The following is a 19,967-nucleotide window of genomic DNA, read 5'->3' as shown; positions in this document are numbered from 1 at the left end:
TCATATCCAAGGTTGAGCTTCCTCGGGTACGGTTCCTTCAAAATCTACTTCGCCGGTATGCTTAGTGCCTTTTGGTTCAACCAGTAGTACCCAGCACTCGCCATGGGCTATAGGAAAATGTTCCACGCCTTTAGGAACTACATAAAGTTCTCCTTCGCTTAAATGCACCTCACCGTCCCTAAATTTCAAGGTGAGATTCCCTTTTACCACTAGGAATAGCTCGTCTTCTTCTTCATGAGCATGCCACACAAACTCGCCTTCGATTTTGGCTAGTTTAACCAATTGACCATTTGTTTCGGCAATGATACGGGGCGACCACTGCTCATTAAATTGACTGAATTTTTCTAAAATATTGATAGCGTTGAAGTTCATTCGCTGAGTAAATTTTCTTGTTGAAGTATTTCTTGTCGTAAATGTTCGTATTTCTTTGCCTTCTTATTCCGAAGATCAAGCACAACGGTACCGGCAATTTTATCGTGAATGGCCTGACGGTTTGCATCCCAAAAGATTTGAAAGAAACCTAATAATCCCGTAGCGAAACCTGCGGCATAACCACCAAAGCGCTCAAAAGAATACCAGATGGTGATAGGCTTATTGTTCAACCGAACAACCTGCAGACTGAGTAGTTTTTTACCAAGGGTTCTACCACCAAAAAGTGGTAAGCAGATGATGAAATAGATACCGATCCACCCAAACTTGAGGCCGATATCTTCGGCTCCTGCTTTAATCACTCGTAGGAAGGAGGGGTTTTCAATCGTATCGGCGAGTTCCTTATTTCGATCTTTTAAATCGAGTCGTTCGGCATTTAAGGAGTTAATGCGTGCATTCTGGGCATCCAGTTCGATGGAGGCTATGATGGGGGCAATGACCAATCGTAAACTGTCTATGGCGATGCTGTCTTGTGTCGCCAAGGCCGCCTGTAATTGCTGAAGGTTTGTTTGAACCTCAGCGGTTAATAGTTTGGGATGAAATAGCTCAGATGTTTTGCTGTCGGTTGGGGAAACACCAGCGGCTTTTTCTAATTCTTGTTCCAGCTTATCAAATTTGTCCTCAATGTCTTGTTCGTCGGTGTAATCTACATCCATCAAGGTGGAGCTTATTTTAGACCAGTCCGCATCGTTGGCGGTCACAACCGATGAGTCATCTGCGGATTCTGAATCGCCTACCAATGTAAATGTGAGTGCGAATACGAAAATACTGGAAACGGCCGCTACGGAATATCGAATGAGATTCTTCCACCACACAGTACCTTTGGCTTTATGCGCTAGCCAGATAAAAATAAAGGTTACGCCTCCGGCTAGAATAAATGGACCTAAGATGGTTAGAAAAGAGGCGAGGATCACATCTATGAATAATGCCAGTAAGCGACGCTTGGGTGTAGCCAAGGGCTTACCAAGAAGCTCAGGGTCTACTTCAAAAGCATAAGGGGTTACTATTTGCTTGGGGTCTCTTATCAAAACATAAATCGCTATAGGGGTATTATAACAAAAAATGAGTGAGTATGAACGGAGAGTTTTTGTGTTGTTAAATGCTGAACACCGTTGGTAGTCACAATATCATAATGCACTTCTTTGCATCAGGATTTTCAGGATGGATTCAGAATAAATCATGTACATCCAGTAAATCCTATAAATCCTGATACTAATTGTGATAGAATTTGGACGACTATTAATCTTAGATTCAATTTTGGTTAAAGTCTTTGTCACTTCGAGTGAATACGAGAAGTCTAAAGATTAATAACAACCCTCAATGATGTTTTAAGTCTGTGACTTGCATTAAGGGGGTTAAATGCAATTAATTGAGCCTATTTATTACAAAATTGAAGTGGTTGTTTAATCCATACAAAGTACTCTGATAAAACTACAAGCCTCCACCCATTCCCGGCATTGGGATTAAGTAGGGATAGCGTTCATTTTGCATAGCGTCAGAAAAGCAGAACATGCGCCGACCTCCCGGTCCCGTGAGGGTTGGGAGGGAGGAATTGGATGTTATGCCTGACGCGGCTAAGGAACGCCCGGAGAAATTCCTAGCCGGTGGTTTTTGCACCCCTTTTGTCCACACAAAAGGGGTATCAATGTGCAAGTAATCGATTGAGGGGGCAAACCCGTCATTACTTACCCTGGTTCATCCTTGTAGATGTTAGGTATTTCGATGACATCTACAATCCTGAATCACGCTGCACTTCGTTATGCTGTCCAGGATGACGTCGTTTTAAGTGTTTGGGCAAGTAAGTGAAATAGGCATCGTCATAAGCGAAGCTGGAGCTTCTAGCATGCATTCCCAACGAGGACGTTGGGAACGAAGGGGAAATGAAGGCTATTCCTCGTATATCCAACGCTGAGAATGTTTGGATGCGTTTAGATTCATTTTGTCTTTAAGTTGTCACATTTCTCTTATCTAACATTGTTGGGGAGCACCCAAAACCATACATCAGTTCTTTGCATCAGGATTTTCAGGATGATGGGATTAGCAGGATGGTTTCAGAATAAATCATGTACATCCAGTAAATCCTATAAATCCTGATTCTAATTGTGATAGAATTTGGACGACTATTAATCTTAGATTCAATTTTGGTTAAAGTCTTTGTCATTTCGAGTGAATACGAGAAGTCTAAAGATTAATAACAACCCTCAATGATGTTTTAAGTCTGTGACTTGCTAAGATTTATGGAATAGGAGATGAGTCGAAGCTGGAGCTTCTAGCATGCATTCCCAACGTCCTCGTTGGGAACAAGATGATTCACCATTTAATCGGATTCATTTAACCGCTCTAAGGTATGAGTATAAATCCTATTCAGTTCGTGTTCCTGAGCAATCATTTCATTCCATTCTATAGCAAGTACAATTAAACTTTCATCGAGTAGTTCTTTGCGGTGAATTTCTCTTGAGCTTAGTATATCGATGATCCGTTCAATGGTTCTTAATACTCTTTGTTGTTGTTCATAAGTAGAGAATAAAATCTGTGATTTCTGATAAGAAATTCTATTAGTGATGTTCTCTTCTTGAGCAATAGTCCACGCTATCCTTTGCAAATTACCTTGAATAATGCCCTTTGGTGCAACAGCATTGATTTCAAAATATCCACTACTAAAAAATGTGCTTTCAATAGAGTCGGCCATCGCCGCTTGTTGAATATTTAATAACACCGATTCATGATAAGGGATTAAAGAATCTAATAAGACCTGATTTTGTGTGATCTCCGTTTGGATGTTTTCCATCATCTTCGTGGTTTCATTTCGCTGATTCCGTTCAGTATTCCACTCGTTGATAAAAAGTGCGAATAGTACACTCAATACAATCAGTAGGGAATCAACGATTACATTCTTCCAAGCTATTTTTTCTTTCATAGTTCATTTTTGGAGTGAAGCGATATGACCTAATAATATGTAAATACCTTTTTAATCAGGTCTGATTTCTAAAACAACTCGGTTAAAATGAATAAATCAGCGATTATTTCAAACCCATCAAAACTCACCTAGGATCATCCTGATTCGCCAGCTGGCGGACAGGATCTGTAGAGTTAATGGATTGGTACCCTACCTTAAGAGGGTAAGCTTACACAGATGCTGAATCAAGTTCAGCATGACGATAGGGGTGGTATTAGGAAGGTAGACACATCAATACGCACCTAAGGTCATCTTGAATCACGCTGCACTTCGTTACGCTGTCCAGGATGACGTCGTTTTAAGTGTTTGGGCATATAAGTGAAATAGGAGCTTCTAGTATGCGTTCTCAACGTCCTCGTTGGGAACGAGATGAAACAAAAAATGGCACAAGTGAATACTTGCGCCATTCCATTTATACCATATAGCCCACAGTTTTTATTTCCCGTGATGCCTATCTATTTCTTCTTGGCTCAGTTTTAAAAATCTAGCAGCATTGTTATAAAGTATATCTCTCTTTTGAGCTTCCGTAAGAAAATCAGCATCTGTAACACTTTCAATAGAGACTTCAAGTGCCTTTGGCCATACGATATAATCACTGCCAAACATGACTTGTTTGCCAAAACCGGCTTCCACAATCCTCTTCAAGTAACTATGGAATTCTTTTCTTGAATTTAAATGGCTTATGATTCCTATGTCCACATATACTTGAGGGTGCGCAAATAATACAGCCATGGTTTCATCTAACATTGGCCAACCCGCGTGCATAATCCAAACTCTTAGCTTGGGATGTTTGACCAGAACCTCTTCTAAAGCCATTGGGCTGTGCAGTCTTGCTCTATAATTTGGACTGCCCGTTAAATAGGGGGAGCCAGGAGGACCGGTACCAATATGAATACCCACCGGAATATCATTTTCCTCAGCCCAAGCAAAATAGGGTTCCAAGGAAGGGTCGTCAGGACTCTTGCCATCATACTGAGTAGCTAGCTCAGCAAAGACTTCATATTTACCTTGTTCAAACCAAAGTTTCACACTGTCGATGGGTGGTTCTGAGCCTAAATATTGAGAATACCAGAGCGCGGGGGTAATCCGATCGGGCATATCTTTTTGCCAATCTCTTAAGATCTCCTCATTCCCGTTCATGATGGCATAGATATTATACTTTTCGAGCAATTCGAAAGTTTGTTTTTTCAGATCAGCATCGTCCTTAGCACTCCAACTTAGGTTTTCTCGATTCGGATCTTTCAACCATTCCAACCAGGTTTGCTCATAAGATTTGGAAAAATCGTGTACTGGATAGTTCGTTTCAATAGGGGTAGAAAGGGCTGTTGGTTCATTGCCGTATGCATTAGCGTATAAGGCGTGGAAATGCATATCAATAATAGGCAACGCTTTATCTTGTGTAGTTAAATGAATAATGCCCGTTGAGAAAAGAATGGTCCCGACCAAGAAAAGGAGTATTGTATTTCTATTTTTTTTCATATTTGTAAGTATTCAAACTTGCGCACACCATGGGCTTAACACACAAAGAGAGCTCCTGTTACCCCAAGTACAAGTTTAATGTTAGTTGCTGATATCCCTCATTTTTACCGGGCTAAAATGAATAATTCTTTTTTAACTTCAAAGCTAACATAGGTTCTATCCAACTACTACCGTTCAGCATGACGATAGAGGTGGTATTAGGAAGGTAGATTCATCATAACTCACTCAGGGTCATCCTGAACTTGCCAGCTGGCGGACAGGATCTATAGGGGAAAATTCTTTGAGTTGCATGGGCTTATAAACAACGAATTGGGAAGAGCCCTAGTAGACATTCAAAGCCAACTTAAGATCCTGAATCACGCTGCACTTCGTTACGCTGTCCAGGATGACGGCGTTGTTGAGTAAAAGGGCAAGTGAGTGAAATAGGAACGTTGTAAAAGTTCTATCGACTTCTCGTATCCACTCGAAGTGACAAAACAGGTGGTTCTTATTTCTTTGTCATATCGACCGAAGGGAGATATCTAAAGGTTTTCATTAGTACCCTGATAAAACTACAAGCCTCCCACCATTCCCGGCATTGGAATTAAGTAGGAATAGCGTTCTTTTTGCATAGCGTCAGAAAAGCAGAACATGCGCCGACCTCCCGATCCCGTTAGAGTCGGGAGGGAGGAATTGGATGTTATGCCTGACGCGGCTAAGGAACGCCCGGAGAAATTCCTAGCCGGTGGTTTTTGCACCCCTTTTGTCCACACAAAAGGGGTGAGGTATGTGTAAGTGACGCAGATGAGTTGCTATACGAAGGATCTCAATTAATGTACTGCTCAAAGCTAAGTATAGGGCTACACTTTTGGCTTGACCCAAAAGTGCACAAAAGGTCAATAAGATTCCAAACTCCTCCCATCGGATACTAAGTAAAGGCGTTGATATGTATAGATGCCGATGGTTCGTCAGACAGGGAATCTTAGTTTATTCTTCCTTTTACATGAAATAAACGTAGTGGTTGTGAAGCTAGAGCTTCTAGTAGGCATTCCTAAGAGGGTGTTGGGGAGGAGAGGAATGTAGTTTCATAAAGATGAGAAGGTGATGGAAGTCAGGAGACTTCCTTTGATGGATCTTTCAAGTTACAAACTTAAAAGATCTGTGGGTTTCGTGCTTTTTTCATTTTCATTCATGCCTGTCGTGAAAGCTCTTTGCAACCGCAGGAACGAGGATTGCAATGTACTTGAATCAATCACTTTCTAATTCATAAGGATCGCATATTTTCGTTCTCGCTGCTTGAACGCTTCATTGCCGCCTTCAAGGATTTCGCAAACGTGTTGTTTTATACCTTGTGAATCTAAAGTTATCTTAATTGCGTTATCCAATTCTCTCGTATTCTCAAGACTTCCTGAAACATATTGGAATTTGACACCATTTTTATTTGGTGAATCTGTTCCATTTTGATTTGCCACTATGATTAATTCTGAGTCTGCACCAACGACTATATTAGGGTTGTGTGTAACCAAAATTATTTGCCTTTGCTTTTTCTTTTTTATTAGGTAGGCAACTAAATCCTTGAAAATGGCACGATTGTCCAAGTCGTCTTCTGGTTGGTCAATCAATATTGGGCAATCTTTAGTGCTAAAATCAAGTAGTAGGAGTAAAACAACGAATGCCTTTTTACCTTCAGACATCTGATTGAAAATATCATCGTAAACGATACTGTACGAAATCTCGAAATGATTAGTCGCCATTAGTTCATTACATAGAGTACTATGCGAATATTGTTGCTTTAAGGTTATTGCTTTATCAAGTAGCTTTTCAAACAGTTGGTTTACAGACTTAAAGTATTCTTCTACATTCTTTAAATCTACTGATACAATGTTTTGACCTTGATTGCTTTGTTGATTAATGCTCCTGTAGAGCAGACTTTTATAACTTTCTACATTTAATCTAGCAAATGCGTTTATTCCTAGTTTATCTCTTGAGATGCTCAAATCTTCCTTTATTGATTCAATTTTTGTTAAGTATTGACGATGCGACTCTTGTATAAATCTTTTGAACGTCTCAATTTGTTCTTTTAGCTTGTCAATTTCTTTCTTAATTACTAGAATATCAGCAAGCTTATCTTTTTGAATTTTTAACTTAGTTTCAACTTCCCTGTACTGTTGGTTGTTTTGAAAAGCTTCTAATCCTTTAATGAATAGCTGGTCAGCCTCAATTTGTTTTATTCTTTCTAGGTTTTTGTCTTTCGAAGACCTGTTTTCAGCTTGAATTTTATCAATCTCCGCATTCCATTCTTTCTGAAACTTTGCCTTTAAATCATCAAACTTTGATTTGATAATTTGTCGATTATCTTCTGATAAAGAGACTAAGTCATAATCTATCTCCTTGGCTATGAAAAACTTTTCTTTCAGATTTTCTATTCGCGAAATCTCATCGTTAAAGAACTCGTTCGATTTTGAAATTTCATCTCTTTCCCCTTTGAGTTTGGAATACTTTTCCAAGTCTTCATCTGAAATTTTAGATTTACTTTTTAATTCTTGTAATTCTTTATTTAGTTTTTCAATTTCAGATTCGATTCCTTTTTTATCACCTTTCTCCTTAATTAGGATTTTCCTTTTGTTTAAATCTTCAAGCAGTTGAAATATTTTATTGACCTTATTTGTGATATCTGTATTATTCTCGCTACTAAATATTTCATAATTTGAAATCAGTTGATTCTTTTCATGGTCTTGTTTAATAATTCCTTCAATTAGTCTATCGAGCTCCTTGTTCTTGTTTTTTGCTAATGTATACATGTAGCTTTGGGGGAAGTACTCAATATCTCGGTCATCATTTTCTGTTCCATCCTTCCATATGACCGTTATATTATCTGCTACTTCACTGACAAAATTGGAATAATCCATATTATCAGTTTTGACATCTTTATCACAATTCAGTCTTTTAGCAATTGATCCCAACAATATTGATTTACCTGTAGACCTTCCGCCAATTATTGAATTCAAATTCTGATTAAGGTGTATGGTTTGAGGATGAAAACTGCTATGGGAAATTTTGACAGATTCAATGGCCTGATAACCTGCTTTTTGATGTGGCTTCAATGATTGTATTCTAACTCTTTGTTTAGGCTCGAAAACAACCTGCTTCAACCCTTCAAAAGTTGTATCTGCCTTTATCCAACAGCCTTCTTTCAGAACATATTTTCTGATATTGTGATTATCAGAGCATATTATCATCGGTATATGCTTTTTAATCGCTGGAAACACTACATCAATATATCCCTTTTTGTCATCGACCTTACCAAGTTCATAGAAATCAATCTTTTCAGCTATTTCTGTTTTTTGTGCTTCTCCATGTGGTAAAGAATGCGTAATATTTTCAATACTATTGGATTTTTCTCCTGCATGAATTGTTACTAACCCGCCTAATTCATGTATTAAATCGATAGTATTATCTAGGTGACAATAGACTTCATTATGTTTCTTTCCTTCTCCTTTAATTCTCGAAATGCTAGTTTTATTTTCAATTTGTCCCCAAACATATTCGAGGTTACAAGTCTCTGAGAATATTCCGATAAAATGAATAGGTACTTTCCCTTTAGCATCTGATAGAAATTCGATTCCCGGCAAAACAGTTATTCCTTTTTTAGCACCAAGTTTCTGTAAATCAACGATTCTTTCTATATCAATAATATGATGATCTGTAATTGCAACTACTGAAATTGAATTATTTGCTAACTCATCTATAATTTCTTGATTGTTTACAGACTTATCTCCATAGTCATAAGAAGATGGTGTGTGAAAGTGTAAATCCCACTTTCGCCATTCAGAACCTTTTTCCATTTTATCCATTATCAATATTTAATTGCATCTATCTTTTTCAAATTGGGTACAGCAATGCTATAACATTTTGAGTTAACTATTTAATTACAGTTCCTGTTATCCCTAATATTTTCAACAATAAAATGAATCCTCTATTAACTTCAAAGCTGAAATAGGGACTTAAGCGAAAGGGTATTGTAAAATATAGTTTAGGGAGAGGTGAGTATTCCTTGCATTAAAAAAGCCCATGTGAGTACATGGGCTTTCGGATAGAACAAATAATAATAAAAGCTCAGAAGGGCTTAGTCTTTTAAACCGTAAGCTTCTTTAACGGCATCGTAGTTACGATGATCGAAACCTTTGGCTTTGATGATCAGCGAAGGAGGGATGGCTACCACGCGTAATAGATCTCCATCAAATAGGTCTTCATTGGCTTCGTTGTTATTCGCCACTTCGCCTTCCAGCACTAAATCAAAACTGTTGATATCGAATACATAACGTAGGTTCACGATATCGTTTTCGAATGGAGTGCTAAATGGAAGTGCATGCCACGACGTAGTGCCATCAAATTGGATGTAACCCATCACTAAGCCGTAATCCACCGTTTCTTCATCAAGGATATCCCACTCAAATTCATTGATGGATACGAACTCGTCTACAATGTCGAAGTCGTTCGCAAAGATATCGCTGGTGCTTGAGTAGATTTGAACGCCATCGGCACCGTCGTTACCGCGTGGGCCTTGTGGACCTTCGTTGGTAATGGTACATGCTTGTAGTAAAAGTAAACTGGCAAATAGTAGATGTTTATGTAGTGATTTCATGACGTTCTCCGTTTATGTTGATGATCTGTGTTAAGATCTTGCGTTAATGTAGCTTCGAATTTTGGCTTGCTCTATCACATCTTCGGGTTAGGCAATTCATGCGATACAGAAGGGTAGAGGTGCCATAAAAAAAGCCCCTATGACAACATAGAGGCTTTAAAGTTCTTGAATGCTTATTACATGTTATGGTAAGCATACATAAAGATGGCAATCACCATAAAGTTGATGATACTAAGTGGCAGTAGTCGTGCCCAACCTAGCTTCATCACTTGGTTGTACTTGAATCTTGGGATAGTCCAACGAACCCAGATAAACACGAAGCACCAGAATACTACTTTTACAGTAAAGACTGATACATCAAGGAGTCCTTTCAGCCACATGTTCATGTCTTCAGGGATATAAAGATCCGCGAATGGTAAGTGGTAGCTACCGAAGAAGAAGGTGGTAATTAGGATACTTCCGATGAATACGTGCATGTATTCCGCAAGGAAGAACATACCGAACTTCATAGAGCTATATTCGGTGTGGAAACCACCTACAAGTTCCTGCTCAGCTTCCACTAAATCGAAAGGAGTACGGTTAGATTCAGCGAATGCACAAATAATGAAGATGATGGCACCTAATGGGTTCACAAATACATTCCAAATCATGCTTTGTGATTCAGCGATGTCCACCATGCTGAGTGAGCCCGTCATCAAGATTACAGATGCTACAGCCATACCCATTGGTAATTCGTAACTAATCATCTGAGCCGCTGCTCTAAGTCCCCCTAAAAGAGAATACTTACTGTTCGACGCCCAACCTGCTAGCGTTACACCATACACACCTAATGAAGCCACCGCTAAGATATATAGCACCCCAGCGTTGATATCGGTTACATACAGGCCTTCACCAAATGGAATTACAGCTACGGATAGTAATGCTGTTACCACTGGAATCATCGGAGCTACAGCATGTAATACTTTGTATCCATGCGTTGGGGTTACATCTTCTTTAAGTAGAAGCTTTAATACATCGGCAAGAGGTTGCATAAGGCCAAATGGACCTACACGGTTTGGACCTACTCGGTTTTGAATGAAAGCCGCAACTCGACGTTCAGCATATACTAAGATAGCCGCTGAGTTAAGGTAACTGATCATCCCCACAGCAAGTACTAAAGTCCATGTTGGTATAGCAAGAGCGCCTATTTCTAATACTCCAGGATTCATTATGCAGATACCTCTTCTTTAGTAGTTCCGGTTATGCTTACGCCATTCTCTTCGTCCATGCGTTCATAGTTGATGCCGGCAAAGTCAGATACTTTAGCCGCGATTTCATCCATGATTTCGCGAGAGGATTCAAACTCAAGATCCATTCCCATTCTGTTGGCTAACTTGCTAACAAGCTCCCATGCTGGAATACAATCTACTTTGTTGTCTTCATTCACCCAGTTGTCGTAATTAGTGCCAAATCGATCTAGTCGGCCTTCCGACATCTCAAGATTTAGCTTACGATGGGTGTACTTAGTTTCTTTAGCTGGGAATGAGCGTTGCACTCGTCCGTCAACATTCACGTAACTTGCTGCATGCTCAGCGATGCATGTGATCGGGATCACAAGATCAGCTACAGCTGAAGTTTCCGTTTCATTAGTCGCTAAGTTGATTACATAAGCATTGCTTAGGTCGCTCGCAGATAATGCGCCACGGTCAACAAGCTCGTCGTTGAGTAGCACTACTACTTTAGCGGCTGAAATAGCAGTCTTTAAATCACCTTCAGCAAGTGCTTCATAACCCAATGCCTTAACCCCTTGAGTGTTTGGAGCTTGGTCGTCAGTAAGAAGGAAGTCGTCGCCAAAACCTTCAACGATATGAGGAACAAACTTAAAGTTTGAAGCTCCCCAAGTATTGAAGAATTTCATAAGCGTGTAGTTCTCTTCAAGCGATGCATGTGCACTACCTAGAATAAGAACATCTGCTGGTTTTGCACCTTCTAAAGTCTCGGCAAAAGTCTCAACAGCGTTATTCCATGAAGTCTTAATTTGGTTGTCGCCATCTACTTTGATAGACGGTCTTGAAACGCGCTTCTCGTTAAACTTGCGGTATGCTTCACGAGCGGCATCAGGCATCCAGTGGTTGTTTACAGCTTCGTTAAAACGAGGTGTAATTCTCATGATTAAGTTATCACGAGTCCATAGATCGATGTTCGTGCCTTTTCCACCAGTAATATCGATGCTTGGCGTCTGGTTCATTTCCCATACACGCGCTTTAAAGCGGAAATCGGTAGAAGTAAGTGCTCCAACAGGACAAATATCAACCGTGTTTACAGAGTAAGGGTCGTCGAACTGAGTGCCCGGAGCTGTAATTGGGTAGTTTTTGTCACCACGAGAAGCAATCGTTAGTTGGAAAGTCTCAGAAATTTCTTCGGTGAAACGCACACAACGCGTACAGTTGATACAACGCTCGGCATCGAGAGTAACACGTGGGCCTAATTCAACACGTTTAGGCTTGTGTACTTTCTTAACTTCAAATCTACTGCCTTCAGGTCCGTATTTGTACGTTTGAATTTGAAGTGGACACTCACCAGCTTGATCACAAATAGGGCAATCGAGTGGGTGATTAATCAGAATGAGCTCCATCGTATCTTTTTGAGCTCGAGCCACTTCTTCACTGGTTTCTTGTGTGTGAACAACCATACCATCGGTCATTTCCATACTACAAGAAGTTTGCATCTTAGGGAACCAACGAATTACTCGTTCGCCGTTTTCGTCCAATTCATACTCACCAGTTTTTTGGTTCTTAACTGGTAGGCCCACTTTCACATAACACTGGCGGCAGTTGGCCGGAGCGCTCATGGAAGGGTGGTAGCAGAAGAAGGGTACTTCTTTACCATTATCCAAAATGAATTGGAGCAATTTAGGCTTGCCCTCAAATTCGTATCGTTTCCCGTCTATAAATATTTCTGACATGAATGCGTATTTTTTAAGCTATAGCGAAAGTGCTTTTCTTGCACTTTGCTTCAAATTCATCTCTAAAGCGATTGATGGTATGGCGTACAGGCCATGCAGCTGCATCAGCGAGTGCACAAATCGTACGTCCTTCCATTTGCGTGGTTAAATCGAGAAGCAGATCTAAATCTCTGATTTCTCCTTCACCATCTCTGATTTTAAGTAAAATCTTTTCTAACCAACCGGTTCCTTCACGGCATGGCGTACATTGGCCACACGACTCATGGTGGTAGAAATGGGAGATTCTCCAAAGCATTTCAACCATATCGGTGTCTTCGTCCATTACAATCATACCTGCAGTACCCATCATAGAGCCTGCTTCACGTAGGGAATCGGCATCCATGCACACGCCATCGAGAGCGTCGCCACGTAGAATAGGGGTAGAAGAACCGCCTGGAATAAGTCCTTTTAGTTTCTTGCCATTTCTCATTCCACCAGCTACTTCATTAATCAAAGTGTGGATGGGCATACCTGTTGGTAGTTCATATACGCCCGGGCGATTTACATGCCCTGAGATACCATATAGTACGGGACCAGGGTGTGTTTCAGCTCCAATATTCTTGAACCAATCGGCACCATTCTTAATTACAAGAGGCACATTCGCTAGCGTCTCAATGTTGTTGATGGTTGTTGGGCGTCCCCATAATCCTTTTTGAGCAGGGAAGGGAGGCTTCACACGTGGATAACCACGCTTACCTTCAAGAGATTCTAACATCGAAGTTTCCTCACCACAGATGTATGCACCAGCACCACCGGTAACGTGGAAGTCGACACTAAAATCAGTTCCGAATAAATTTTTACCAATAAAGCCTTTGTCGTAAGCGTCTTTAAGGGCTTTTTCCATCATTAGAATCCAAGAGCGGTATTCGCCACGGATATAAACATAGATGGTGGATACTTGCATAGCGTAAGCAGCTATCAAAGCACCTTCAATAAAGAGGTGAGGGTTGTACTCAAAGATTTTGCGATCCTTGAAGGTACCTGGTTCCGATTCATCACCATTACATGCAAGATAACGAGGACCGCCATCTGGCTTTGGCATGAACGACCATTTTAAACCCGCGTTGAAACCAGCACCACCTCGGCCACGAATGTTCGCCGCTTTCACTTCGTTTACAACGCTTTCCGGAGTCCAATCAGACCCTGTTACAACTTTCTTTAGTTCGTCATAACCACCATTTTTGATATATACATCAATCTCATGGAGATTTGGGATATCAGGTATTATAACAGGAGTATAGGATTTCCAATCAAACGACATCTTAGCTCCTTTCTTTGTGTTGTGGCATGCCCACAGATTCAAATTCTGGCATCTTTCCAGCTTTTAAGCTTTCAATTACCTCATCTAATTTCTCTTCAGTGAGATTGTTTACGTAAACGTCGTTCGTAATCTGCATCATCGGTGCATATCCACATGCGCCTAAACACTCAACAGATTGAATACTGAACATACCGTCGTCGGTAGTCTCACCTGCTTTAATCCCAAGTTTGTTCTCTAAGTGGCGAAGCATTTCATATCCGCCACAAAGCTGACAACTCGTAGTGGTACATACGTCTAATACATAAGTACCCATTTTCTTTTTGTAGTACTGTGTGTAGAAAGTTGCTACACCGTGTACGTGTGAAACCGGTAATCCTAAAGTTTCGGCTACTAAATGCTGAACTTCAGGCTCAACATGTCCGAAACGACGTTGTGCTACCCATAGCGTTGGTAGGGTAGCAGGCATTACCTCAGGAAATTTTGCTTTTATTTCCTCAATTTCTTGTAAGTCTTCAGGAGTAAATTCGTACGTATTTGCCATTATTTGTCTGCTTCTCCCATTACCGGATCAACTCCACCAATTACTACTACAGTATCGGCAACCATTTCGCCATCAAGTATATTTTCTAGTACTTGAAGGTTACGGAAGGATGGAGTGTTAATTTTGATTCTCCATGGATGACCTGTGCCATCACTTTGGATGTAATATCCGAGTTCACCTTTTGGTGACTCAACCGCATGATAACATTCCGCACCTGCAGGAGGGCAGATACCCGTATCAGTCATCATAAAGTCATGAATCATACCTTCCATCGAGTAATAAACTTCATCTTTGGATGGGTAGGCATGTTTTGCGTTATTCGAGCGAATAGGACCTGTTGGTAGTTTGTCTAAACACTGGCGAATAATGCGAATACTTTCTTGCATCTCTTCCATACGCACAAAGTATCGCGCTAAGTTGTCGCCTTCCATACGTGTAGGCACTTCAAACTCAACTTGGTCGTATCTTGCATATGGCGAGATGATACGTTGATCAACAGCGAAACCCGAAGCACGAAGTACAGGACCCGTAGCTCCTAAGCCAAGTGCACGTTCTGTTTCAAGAACACCCACGTTTTCGTTTCGATCAATAAAAATTCTGTTACGATCTAGCAGTTTATGCCAGTCTTTAAGCTCATTAGGGAACTTCTCAATAAACTCTTTAATGATGGCTGTTGCGCTGCTTGTTAAATCGTTCGCAACTCCACCCACACGAGCATGAGATACGGTAAATCTATGGCCAGCAATCTGATCCATGATATCGTAAATCTTTTCACGCTCTCTGAAGGTCCAGATAAAGAATGAAATAGCACCCGCATCCATAACCATAGTTCCTAACCAAAGTAGGTGAGAGGATATACGAGCTAGCTCGCAACCAATCATTCGGATGTAATGAGCACGCTCTGGTACTTCTACACTTGCAATTTTTTCAACCGCCGAGCATAACGCTACGTTGTTACTATAAGGTGATAAGTAATCCATGCGATCGGTGTATGGCATGAATTCTTGGTAAGTCTTATTCTCTGCAATTTTCTCAACACCACGGTGGAGGTAACCAATATCAAGTTTGGTTTTTTCAATAGTCTCACCGTTCAACTGAAGCACTAAACGAAGTACACCGTGTGTTGCAGGGTGCTGAGGACCCATGTTCAGAATCATCTTGGCATTTAAAGGGTCATCGCCAGCTAATTCTTCAACGGTAGTATGTTTGTCTTCAAGACTTTGGTAGATACTGCGTTGGTGCAGTTCCTGGAATTGAGGATTTACTTTACTATTAATGTCTTTCATTTTCATATGCCTTACTCCGTATCTGGTGTTGTGTTCGGCAATTCAATAGAACCTGGAATACCCAGAAGAGGAAACTCTTTACGAAGTGGGAAGTAGTCGAAGTCTTCAGGCATATAAATTCTGCGTAAGTCTGGGTGGTTTTCAAAACGAACCCCAAACATGTCATAAACTTCACGCTCGTTCCATCCAGCCGCTGGCCATACTTCAACAACGGAATCTAAAACTGGATCTTTTTCCTCAACACGTGTTTTAAGGAAAAGTCGAGTTTGAGTTCTTAGGTTCAATAGGTTGTAAATAACTTCAAAGCGTTCTTCAGAAGTGTAGCGATCGTTGCCAAAAATGTCGCACAGTAAAATGAAGTGCTGCGACTCTTTTAGGTATTTACACACTTCAACGATGGCATCTGCTTCAACGCGCACAAAAGTATCACCGCTTGATTGGTAGACCTCGATTAACTTATCAGAAAAGTTTTCTGATAAACCATCAACTACAGCCTGTAAAGTCTCATTTAATTCTAAACTCATCGATTAGGTATCTAGGAGAACAGAGTGTTCAGTTTTAATTTTGTCTTGGATCTTCATTAATGCATGAATAACCGCGTCTGGGCGAGGAGGACATCCTGAGATGTATGCATCAACAGGTAAGAAATTGTCTACACCTTGTACAACCCCGTAGCAACGGTGCATACCACCCGTAGATGCACAAGCACCCATAGCAATACACCACTTTGGATCCGGCATTTGATCCCAAATTCTGCGGATAGCGTGCGACATTTTGTAAGTCGTCCAACCGGCAACAATCATTACATCGCTTTGGCGAGGAGAGAAACGGAATACCTCAGAACCAAATCTAGAAACATCGTATTTAGGTCCAGCAAATGCCATCATCTCAATAGCACAACAGGCTAAACCCATTGGCATTGGCCAAGCTGCGTTTGCTCTACCCCAATTAATTAATTTGTCTAAGCGGGTGGTTAAATAACCTTCGCCTAATGCTGATTCAATACCCATTGTATAACTTAAATTTTATTTGTTTTGAGATCCCAATCGAGCGTGCCTTTCTTAAGTGTATAAAGAAGACCCACAAGTAGTATAGTTATGAATACCATCATGGAAATGAACGTTCCCAAGCCTAGATCTAAATACCTAACGGCCCATGGATAGATAAACACTACTTCGAGATCGAATACGATGAACTCCATCGCAACCAAGTAAAAGCTGATTGAATAACGCTCTCGTGCTTCACCCACAGGGTCCATGCCACTCTCGTATGGATTCAATTTGTGCTTATTTGGTCTGAATGGCCCGAGAATTCGAGATAATGTCATTAAGAGCAATGCAAGTACAATTGCGATTGCTGTAAGAATTAGAATAGGAAAATAACTGTCGAGCATAGACTTATTTAGATCACATTTTATGGCCCAAAAGTTAGGCGCATTGTTTGGTAATGTCAATGAAATCGGGCGTGAATATATGCTTAAATTTACTTTATAGGGGCATGTTTTTTTATTAAGAATGAATCTAAATAGATTCGTCGAATTGATAGCCAACCTAAGTTTAAGACTTAAAATAAAATCACTACATTTACACTCAAAATCCACCAAAAGAGAAAAGAGCTTGAGCAAAGTTTTAATGGAAATATTAGGGTTGTCTACAAGCCCAAGTAGTGGGGGCGCATACGCGCTCATACTTTCAGAAGCGTCTGGTAACCGTCGGCTACCAATTATTATAGGATCGTTTGAAGCACAAGCTATCGCCTTAGAGCTTGAGAATATTAAGCCTCCACGGCCTATGACGCACGACTTACTGAAGAATTTTGTGCTTAGTGTGAATGCCGAAGTTCAACATATCCATATCAATGATTTATCGGATGGAACGTTTTATGCACAAATCGTGCTGCAACGTGAGGGCGAAACTATTGAAATAGATGCAAGGCCAAGCGACGCAATCGCTTTAGCTGTTCGATTTGGTACTGATATCTATGTAAACGATACGGTATTAAATGAGGCAGGTATCTCAACCGAGCCAGAACCATCTACGTTAGAAGAAGCCTTAAATGTTGAACACAAGGAACCGGTAGAACAAGAACTCTCTCGCTTAGATGAACTACAAGAAGCTCTAAAACAAGCTATTGAATCTGAGAACTACGAAAAAGCAGCTAAGCTGAGAGATAGTATCCAAAAATTAAAGGCAAATTAGTGAATAAAGAGTCTTACACCTTTGAAAAGCTTCCATTTTCGAAGCTTTTCAAAACTTATATCCACGACTATAGCAAGCTCTCATCCTTCTATAATTACAACCCGCTTTCAAACGAAGATATTCAGTTAAGAGCGGAGCGTACCCCATATGGCGATTCGCATGCTCAGAATATAAAAGCCCTAAAAAGCTATCACACTACCTTGGGTATTAACCAAGAAGTTGCTCTTAAGAAGCTTGAGAATAAAAATGCATTAGCGGTGGTTACTGGGCAACAATTAGGAGTATATGGTGGACCTTTATTTACCATCTACAAAACCTTAACCACTATATTATTGGCTCGTGAATGGGAATCCAAACTGGGTAGACCTGTAGTTCCCGTTTTTTGGTTGGCGGATGAAGACCATGATTTCGAAGAAATTGCATGGGTTGGAATTCCAGGGAATACAGATTTTAAAAAGTTTGAATATCAAGCTACATCGAATGGTGAACCTGTAGCGGATCTGAAAATAGAAGACTCCATTAGTACGCTAATGGAAGAACTTCAGGAAGAAATGCCAGAGACAGATTTTTCAGATGCAATCTGGGATCTATTTACGACCTGTTGTAGCACGGGGCAAACATTTGCAGCTGCCTTCGCACAAATGATGGACAAGCTGTTTGGAAAACATGGTTTACTTATTGCCGGTAGTAATTATAAAGAGATCAAAGAAATAGTTGCACCGGCTTTTTTATGCTCGGTAGATAAATCCGAGGAAATTTTAACTGCTCTTCAAACTCAATCTGAAGCTATAGAGAATGACTTTCATGCACAGGTTCATGTAGGGTCTACCAATCTCTTCTATATAGATAAGGAAAAGGGCAGGCTTAAGATTGAGAAAGAAGCAGAAGGGTGGAGTGCTGGTCATTTAAAATGGTCTACTTCAGAATTAAAAGAAACGATTGAGAATGCACCGGAATCGTTTTCACCAAATGTATTTCTACGCCCAGTGATTCAAGATCAGTTATTACCCACCTTGGGGTATGTAGCTGGACCAGGTGAGGTGGCCTACTATGCACAGATGAAAGAACTGTATCCTCATTTTGATCTTGAGATGCCTGTGATTTTCCCAAGATTTAGTGCTACTCTCATAGAGTCGGGCATAGATCGTATTATGGATAAAATCCCTTTTGAATTTCATAGATATGGAGAAAGGATAGAAGATCTAGAATCGGAGTATGCTAAGAAATCAGAAGACATTGATGTGGAAGGGCTCTTTAATAATTGGAAGAGTGGTTTAGCGTCGGCTTCGGAAGAACCCCATGAGCTTATCAAATCTATGGATGGTTCCCTAGATGCTACCGTTGGTAAAACGGTTTCAACTTTTGAGAATGAACTCAATAAGCTGAAGGGCAAAGTGTACCGTTCAATCAAGCAGCAGGAGCAAACGAATATTCAGCGCATTCACAAAATTAAGGCTCAGTTATATCCAGAAAATGGGCTTCAAGAGCGTATGGTTTCATTCATTTATTTCATGAACAAATACGGATTAGATATTTGGGATGAAATAATAGAGCTTTATAGTGACGATGATTTGGAACTAGATAAACATCATTTGATCAAACTTTGATGGAAATTTCAAAAGAAAAGAAGGCTCTAAGAGCCCGCCTATTAGATATCCGTATGGATATGAATGCCGAGACGTGGAGTAGGAGATCGAAGCAGATTGTGGATGAGCTAAAGCAACTACCTGAGTTTTTAAAGGCTGAGCGAATTCACTGCTATGTGTCTATGAACCAGCGGCATGAAATCGAGACGCATAGTCTTATTCAAGAACTGCTGAATGAGAATAAGAAAGTGATTGTGCCAGTTACCAATTTCGAAGACGGCACTTTACAGCATATCCCTCTGGAATCTTGGAACGAGCTGAATGAAAATAAATGGGGCATTCTAGAACCCAAAAGCAGCACTCCATATCAGGGCGAGTTTGATGTAATCTTGGTGCCTTTGCTAGCCGCCGATAAGAAATTTAATAGACTGGGGTACGGAAAAGGCTTTTATGATCGCTTTCTAAGTTCCACAAACGCCACAAAAATCGGACTACTATTTCATGAGTATCTGATGAATCAAATTCCCGTTGATGACCACGACGAGAAGCTTGATATTTTAATTACAGATGAAATAACTTTAAGGCGAAACAACGACGAAATTAGTGCGTAGCAGGCCACAGGAG

17 protein-coding genes are annotated in these 19,967 nt (G+C 40.4%); 3 read left to right on the top strand and 14 right to left on the bottom strand.

Annotated features, from left to right (window positions below; all coding sequences use genetic code 11):
- From B155_RS0102275 to B155_RS0102210, 14 genes are all read right to left on the bottom strand, one after another.
- Complete coding sequence (locus B155_RS0102275) at window positions 1-372, bottom strand: cupin domain-containing protein (protein ID WP_018126619.1); 372 nt, start codon at window positions 370-372, stop codon at window positions 1-3.
- The gene (locus B155_RS0102270) at window positions 369-1,457 is read right to left on the bottom strand and encodes an RDD family protein (protein ID WP_018126618.1); all 1,089 of its coding nucleotides are present in this window, start codon (window positions 1,455-1,457) and stop codon (window positions 369-371) included. Before B155_RS0102270 ends, B155_RS0102275 begins: the two co-directional genes overlap by 4 nt.
- A gap of 1,289 nt (window positions 1,458-2,746) precedes the next feature.
- Entirely contained in the window at window positions 2,747-3,346 is a 600-nt protein-coding gene (locus B155_RS0102265; RefSeq protein WP_018126617.1) for a hypothetical protein, read from the bottom strand.
- 474 nt (window positions 3,347-3,820) lie between these two features.
- Entirely contained in the window at window positions 3,821-4,864 is a 1,044-nt protein-coding gene (locus B155_RS12785) for an amidohydrolase family protein (protein ID WP_018126616.1), read from the bottom strand.
- A gap of 1,238 nt (window positions 4,865-6,102) precedes the next feature.
- A complete protein-coding gene (locus B155_RS0102255; RefSeq protein WP_018126615.1) occupies window positions 6,103-8,697 on the bottom strand; it encodes a TrlF family AAA-like ATPase in 2,595 nt (864 codons plus the stop codon).
- Window positions 8,698-8,969: 272 nt separating this feature from the next.
- Window positions 8,970-9,488, bottom strand: a complete 519-nt coding sequence (locus B155_RS0102250; protein WP_018126614.1) for a hypothetical protein — start codon at window positions 9,486-9,488, stop codon at window positions 8,970-8,972.
- Window positions 9,489-9,664: 176 nt separating this feature from the next.
- Window positions 9,665-10,696: an NADH-quinone oxidoreductase subunit NuoH gene (gene nuoH / locus B155_RS0102245; protein WP_018126613.1), complete on the bottom strand. Its 1,032-nt coding sequence runs from the start codon at window positions 10,694-10,696 to the stop codon at window positions 9,665-9,667.
- A complete protein-coding gene (locus tag B155_RS0102240) occupies window positions 10,696-12,432 on the bottom strand; it encodes an NADH-quinone oxidoreductase subunit G (RefSeq protein ID WP_018126612.1) in 1,737 nt (578 codons plus the stop codon). The genes nuoH and B155_RS0102240 overlap by 1 nt, the downstream gene beginning before the upstream one ends.
- A 13-nt stretch (window positions 12,433-12,445) precedes the next feature.
- Window positions 12,446-13,732, bottom strand: coding sequence for an NADH-quinone oxidoreductase subunit NuoF (gene nuoF, locus B155_RS0102235; RefSeq protein ID WP_018126611.1), 1,287 nt, complete (start codon window positions 13,730-13,732; stop codon window positions 12,446-12,448).
- Window position 13,733: 1 nt separating this feature from the next.
- Window positions 13,734-14,273 (bottom strand): NADH-quinone oxidoreductase subunit NuoE family protein, encoded by a 540-nt coding sequence (locus B155_RS0102230; protein WP_018126610.1) that lies wholly within the window; start codon window positions 14,271-14,273, stop codon window positions 13,734-13,736.
- On the bottom strand, window positions 14,273-15,559 hold the full coding sequence (gene nuoD / locus B155_RS0102225) for an NADH dehydrogenase (quinone) subunit D (protein WP_040368135.1): 1,287 nt from the start codon (window positions 15,557-15,559) through the stop codon (window positions 14,273-14,275). Before nuoD ends, B155_RS0102230 begins: the two co-directional genes overlap by 1 nt.
- Before the next feature lie 11 nt (window positions 15,560-15,570).
- Window positions 15,571-16,083, bottom strand: coding sequence for an NADH-quinone oxidoreductase subunit C (locus B155_RS0102220; RefSeq protein ID WP_018126608.1), 513 nt, complete (start codon window positions 16,081-16,083; stop codon window positions 15,571-15,573).
- A 3-nt stretch (window positions 16,084-16,086) separates the two neighbouring features.
- Window positions 16,087-16,569 carry an NADH-quinone oxidoreductase subunit B gene (locus B155_RS0102215; RefSeq protein WP_018126607.1) on the bottom strand — a complete coding sequence of 161 codons (483 nt, stop codon included), beginning with the start codon at window positions 16,567-16,569 and terminating at the stop codon, window positions 16,087-16,089.
- Window positions 16,570-16,577: 8 nt separating this feature from the next.
- Window positions 16,578-16,952 (bottom strand): NADH-quinone oxidoreductase subunit A, encoded by a 375-nt coding sequence (locus B155_RS0102210; RefSeq protein WP_026167146.1) that lies wholly within the window; start codon window positions 16,950-16,952, stop codon window positions 16,578-16,580.
- 223 nt (window positions 16,953-17,175) lie between these two features.
- Between B155_RS0102210 and B155_RS0102205 the strand changes: the two genes are divergently transcribed.
- Genes B155_RS0102205 through B155_RS12780 form a run of 3 tightly spaced genes read left to right on the top strand, consistent with a single transcriptional unit; the run spans window position 17,176 to window position 19,954 of the window.
- Window positions 17,176-17,757, top strand: coding sequence for a bifunctional nuclease family protein (locus B155_RS0102205; protein ID WP_026167145.1), 582 nt, complete (start codon window positions 17,176-17,178; stop codon window positions 17,755-17,757).
- A complete protein-coding gene (bshC, locus tag B155_RS0102200; protein WP_018126604.1) occupies window positions 17,757-19,364 on the top strand; it encodes a bacillithiol biosynthesis cysteine-adding enzyme BshC in 1,608 nt (535 codons plus the stop codon). Before B155_RS0102205 ends, bshC begins: the two co-directional genes overlap by 1 nt.
- Window positions 19,364-19,954 (top strand): 5-formyltetrahydrofolate cyclo-ligase, encoded by a 591-nt coding sequence (locus B155_RS12780; protein ID WP_018126603.1) that lies wholly within the window; start codon window positions 19,364-19,366, stop codon window positions 19,952-19,954. The genes bshC and B155_RS12780 overlap by 1 nt, the downstream gene beginning before the upstream one ends.
- Window positions 19,955-19,967 lie beyond the last annotated feature (13 nt).

This window comes from Balneola vulgaris DSM 17893 (assembly GCF_000375465.1).
Classification (GTDB): Bacteria; Bacteroidota; Rhodothermia; order Balneolales; family Balneolaceae; genus Balneola; species Balneola vulgaris.
The sequence above is the reverse complement of the archived record's forward strand: the minus strand, read 5'-3'. Positions and strand labels throughout refer to the sequence as shown.

Bases quoted from the DNA above. Each gene is read 5' to 3' on its own strand.
- B155_RS0102275 (WP_018126619.1), bottom strand. From the start codon at position 372: ATGAACTTCAACGCTATCAATATTTTAGAAAAATTCAGTCAATTTAAT.
- B155_RS0102265 (WP_018126617.1), bottom strand. From the start codon at position 3,346: ATGAAAGAAAAAATAGCTTGGAAGAATGTAATCGTTGATTCCCTACTG.
- B155_RS12785 (WP_018126616.1), bottom strand. From the start codon at position 4,864: ATGAAAAAAAATAGAAATACAATACTCCTTTTCTTGGTCGGGACCATT.
- B155_RS0102255 (WP_018126615.1), bottom strand. From the start codon at position 8,697: ATGGATAAAATGGAAAAAGGTTCTGAATGGCGAAAGTGGGATTTACAC.
- B155_RS0102250 (WP_018126614.1), bottom strand. From the start codon at position 9,488: ATGAAATCACTACATAAACATCTACTATTTGCCAGTTTACTTTTACTA.
- nuoH (WP_018126613.1), bottom strand. From the start codon at position 10,696: ATGAATCCTGGAGTATTAGAAATAGGCGCTCTTGCTATACCAACATGG.
- B155_RS0102240 (WP_018126612.1), bottom strand. From the start codon at position 12,432: ATGTCAGAAATATTTATAGACGGGAAACGATACGAATTTGAGGGCAAG.
- nuoF (WP_018126611.1), bottom strand. From the start codon at position 13,732: ATGTCGTTTGATTGGAAATCCTATACTCCTGTTATAATACCTGATATC.
- B155_RS0102230 (WP_018126610.1), bottom strand. From the start codon at position 14,273: ATGGCAAATACGTACGAATTTACTCCTGAAGACTTACAAGAAATTGAG.
- nuoD (WP_040368135.1), bottom strand. From the start codon at position 15,559: ATGAAAGACATTAATAGTAAAGTAAATCCTCAATTCCAGGAACTGCAC.
- B155_RS0102220 (WP_018126608.1), bottom strand. From the start codon at position 16,083: ATGAGTTTAGAATTAAATGAGACTTTACAGGCTGTAGTTGATGGTTTA.
- B155_RS0102215 (WP_018126607.1), bottom strand. From the start codon at position 16,569: ATGGGTATTGAATCAGCATTAGGCGAAGGTTATTTAACCACCCGCTTA.
- B155_RS0102210 (WP_026167146.1), bottom strand. From the start codon at position 16,952: ATGCTCGACAGTTATTTTCCTATTCTAATTCTTACAGCAATCGCAATT.
- B155_RS12780 (WP_018126603.1), top strand. From the start codon at position 19,364: ATGGAAATTTCAAAAGAAAAGAAGGCTCTAAGAGCCCGCCTATTAGAT.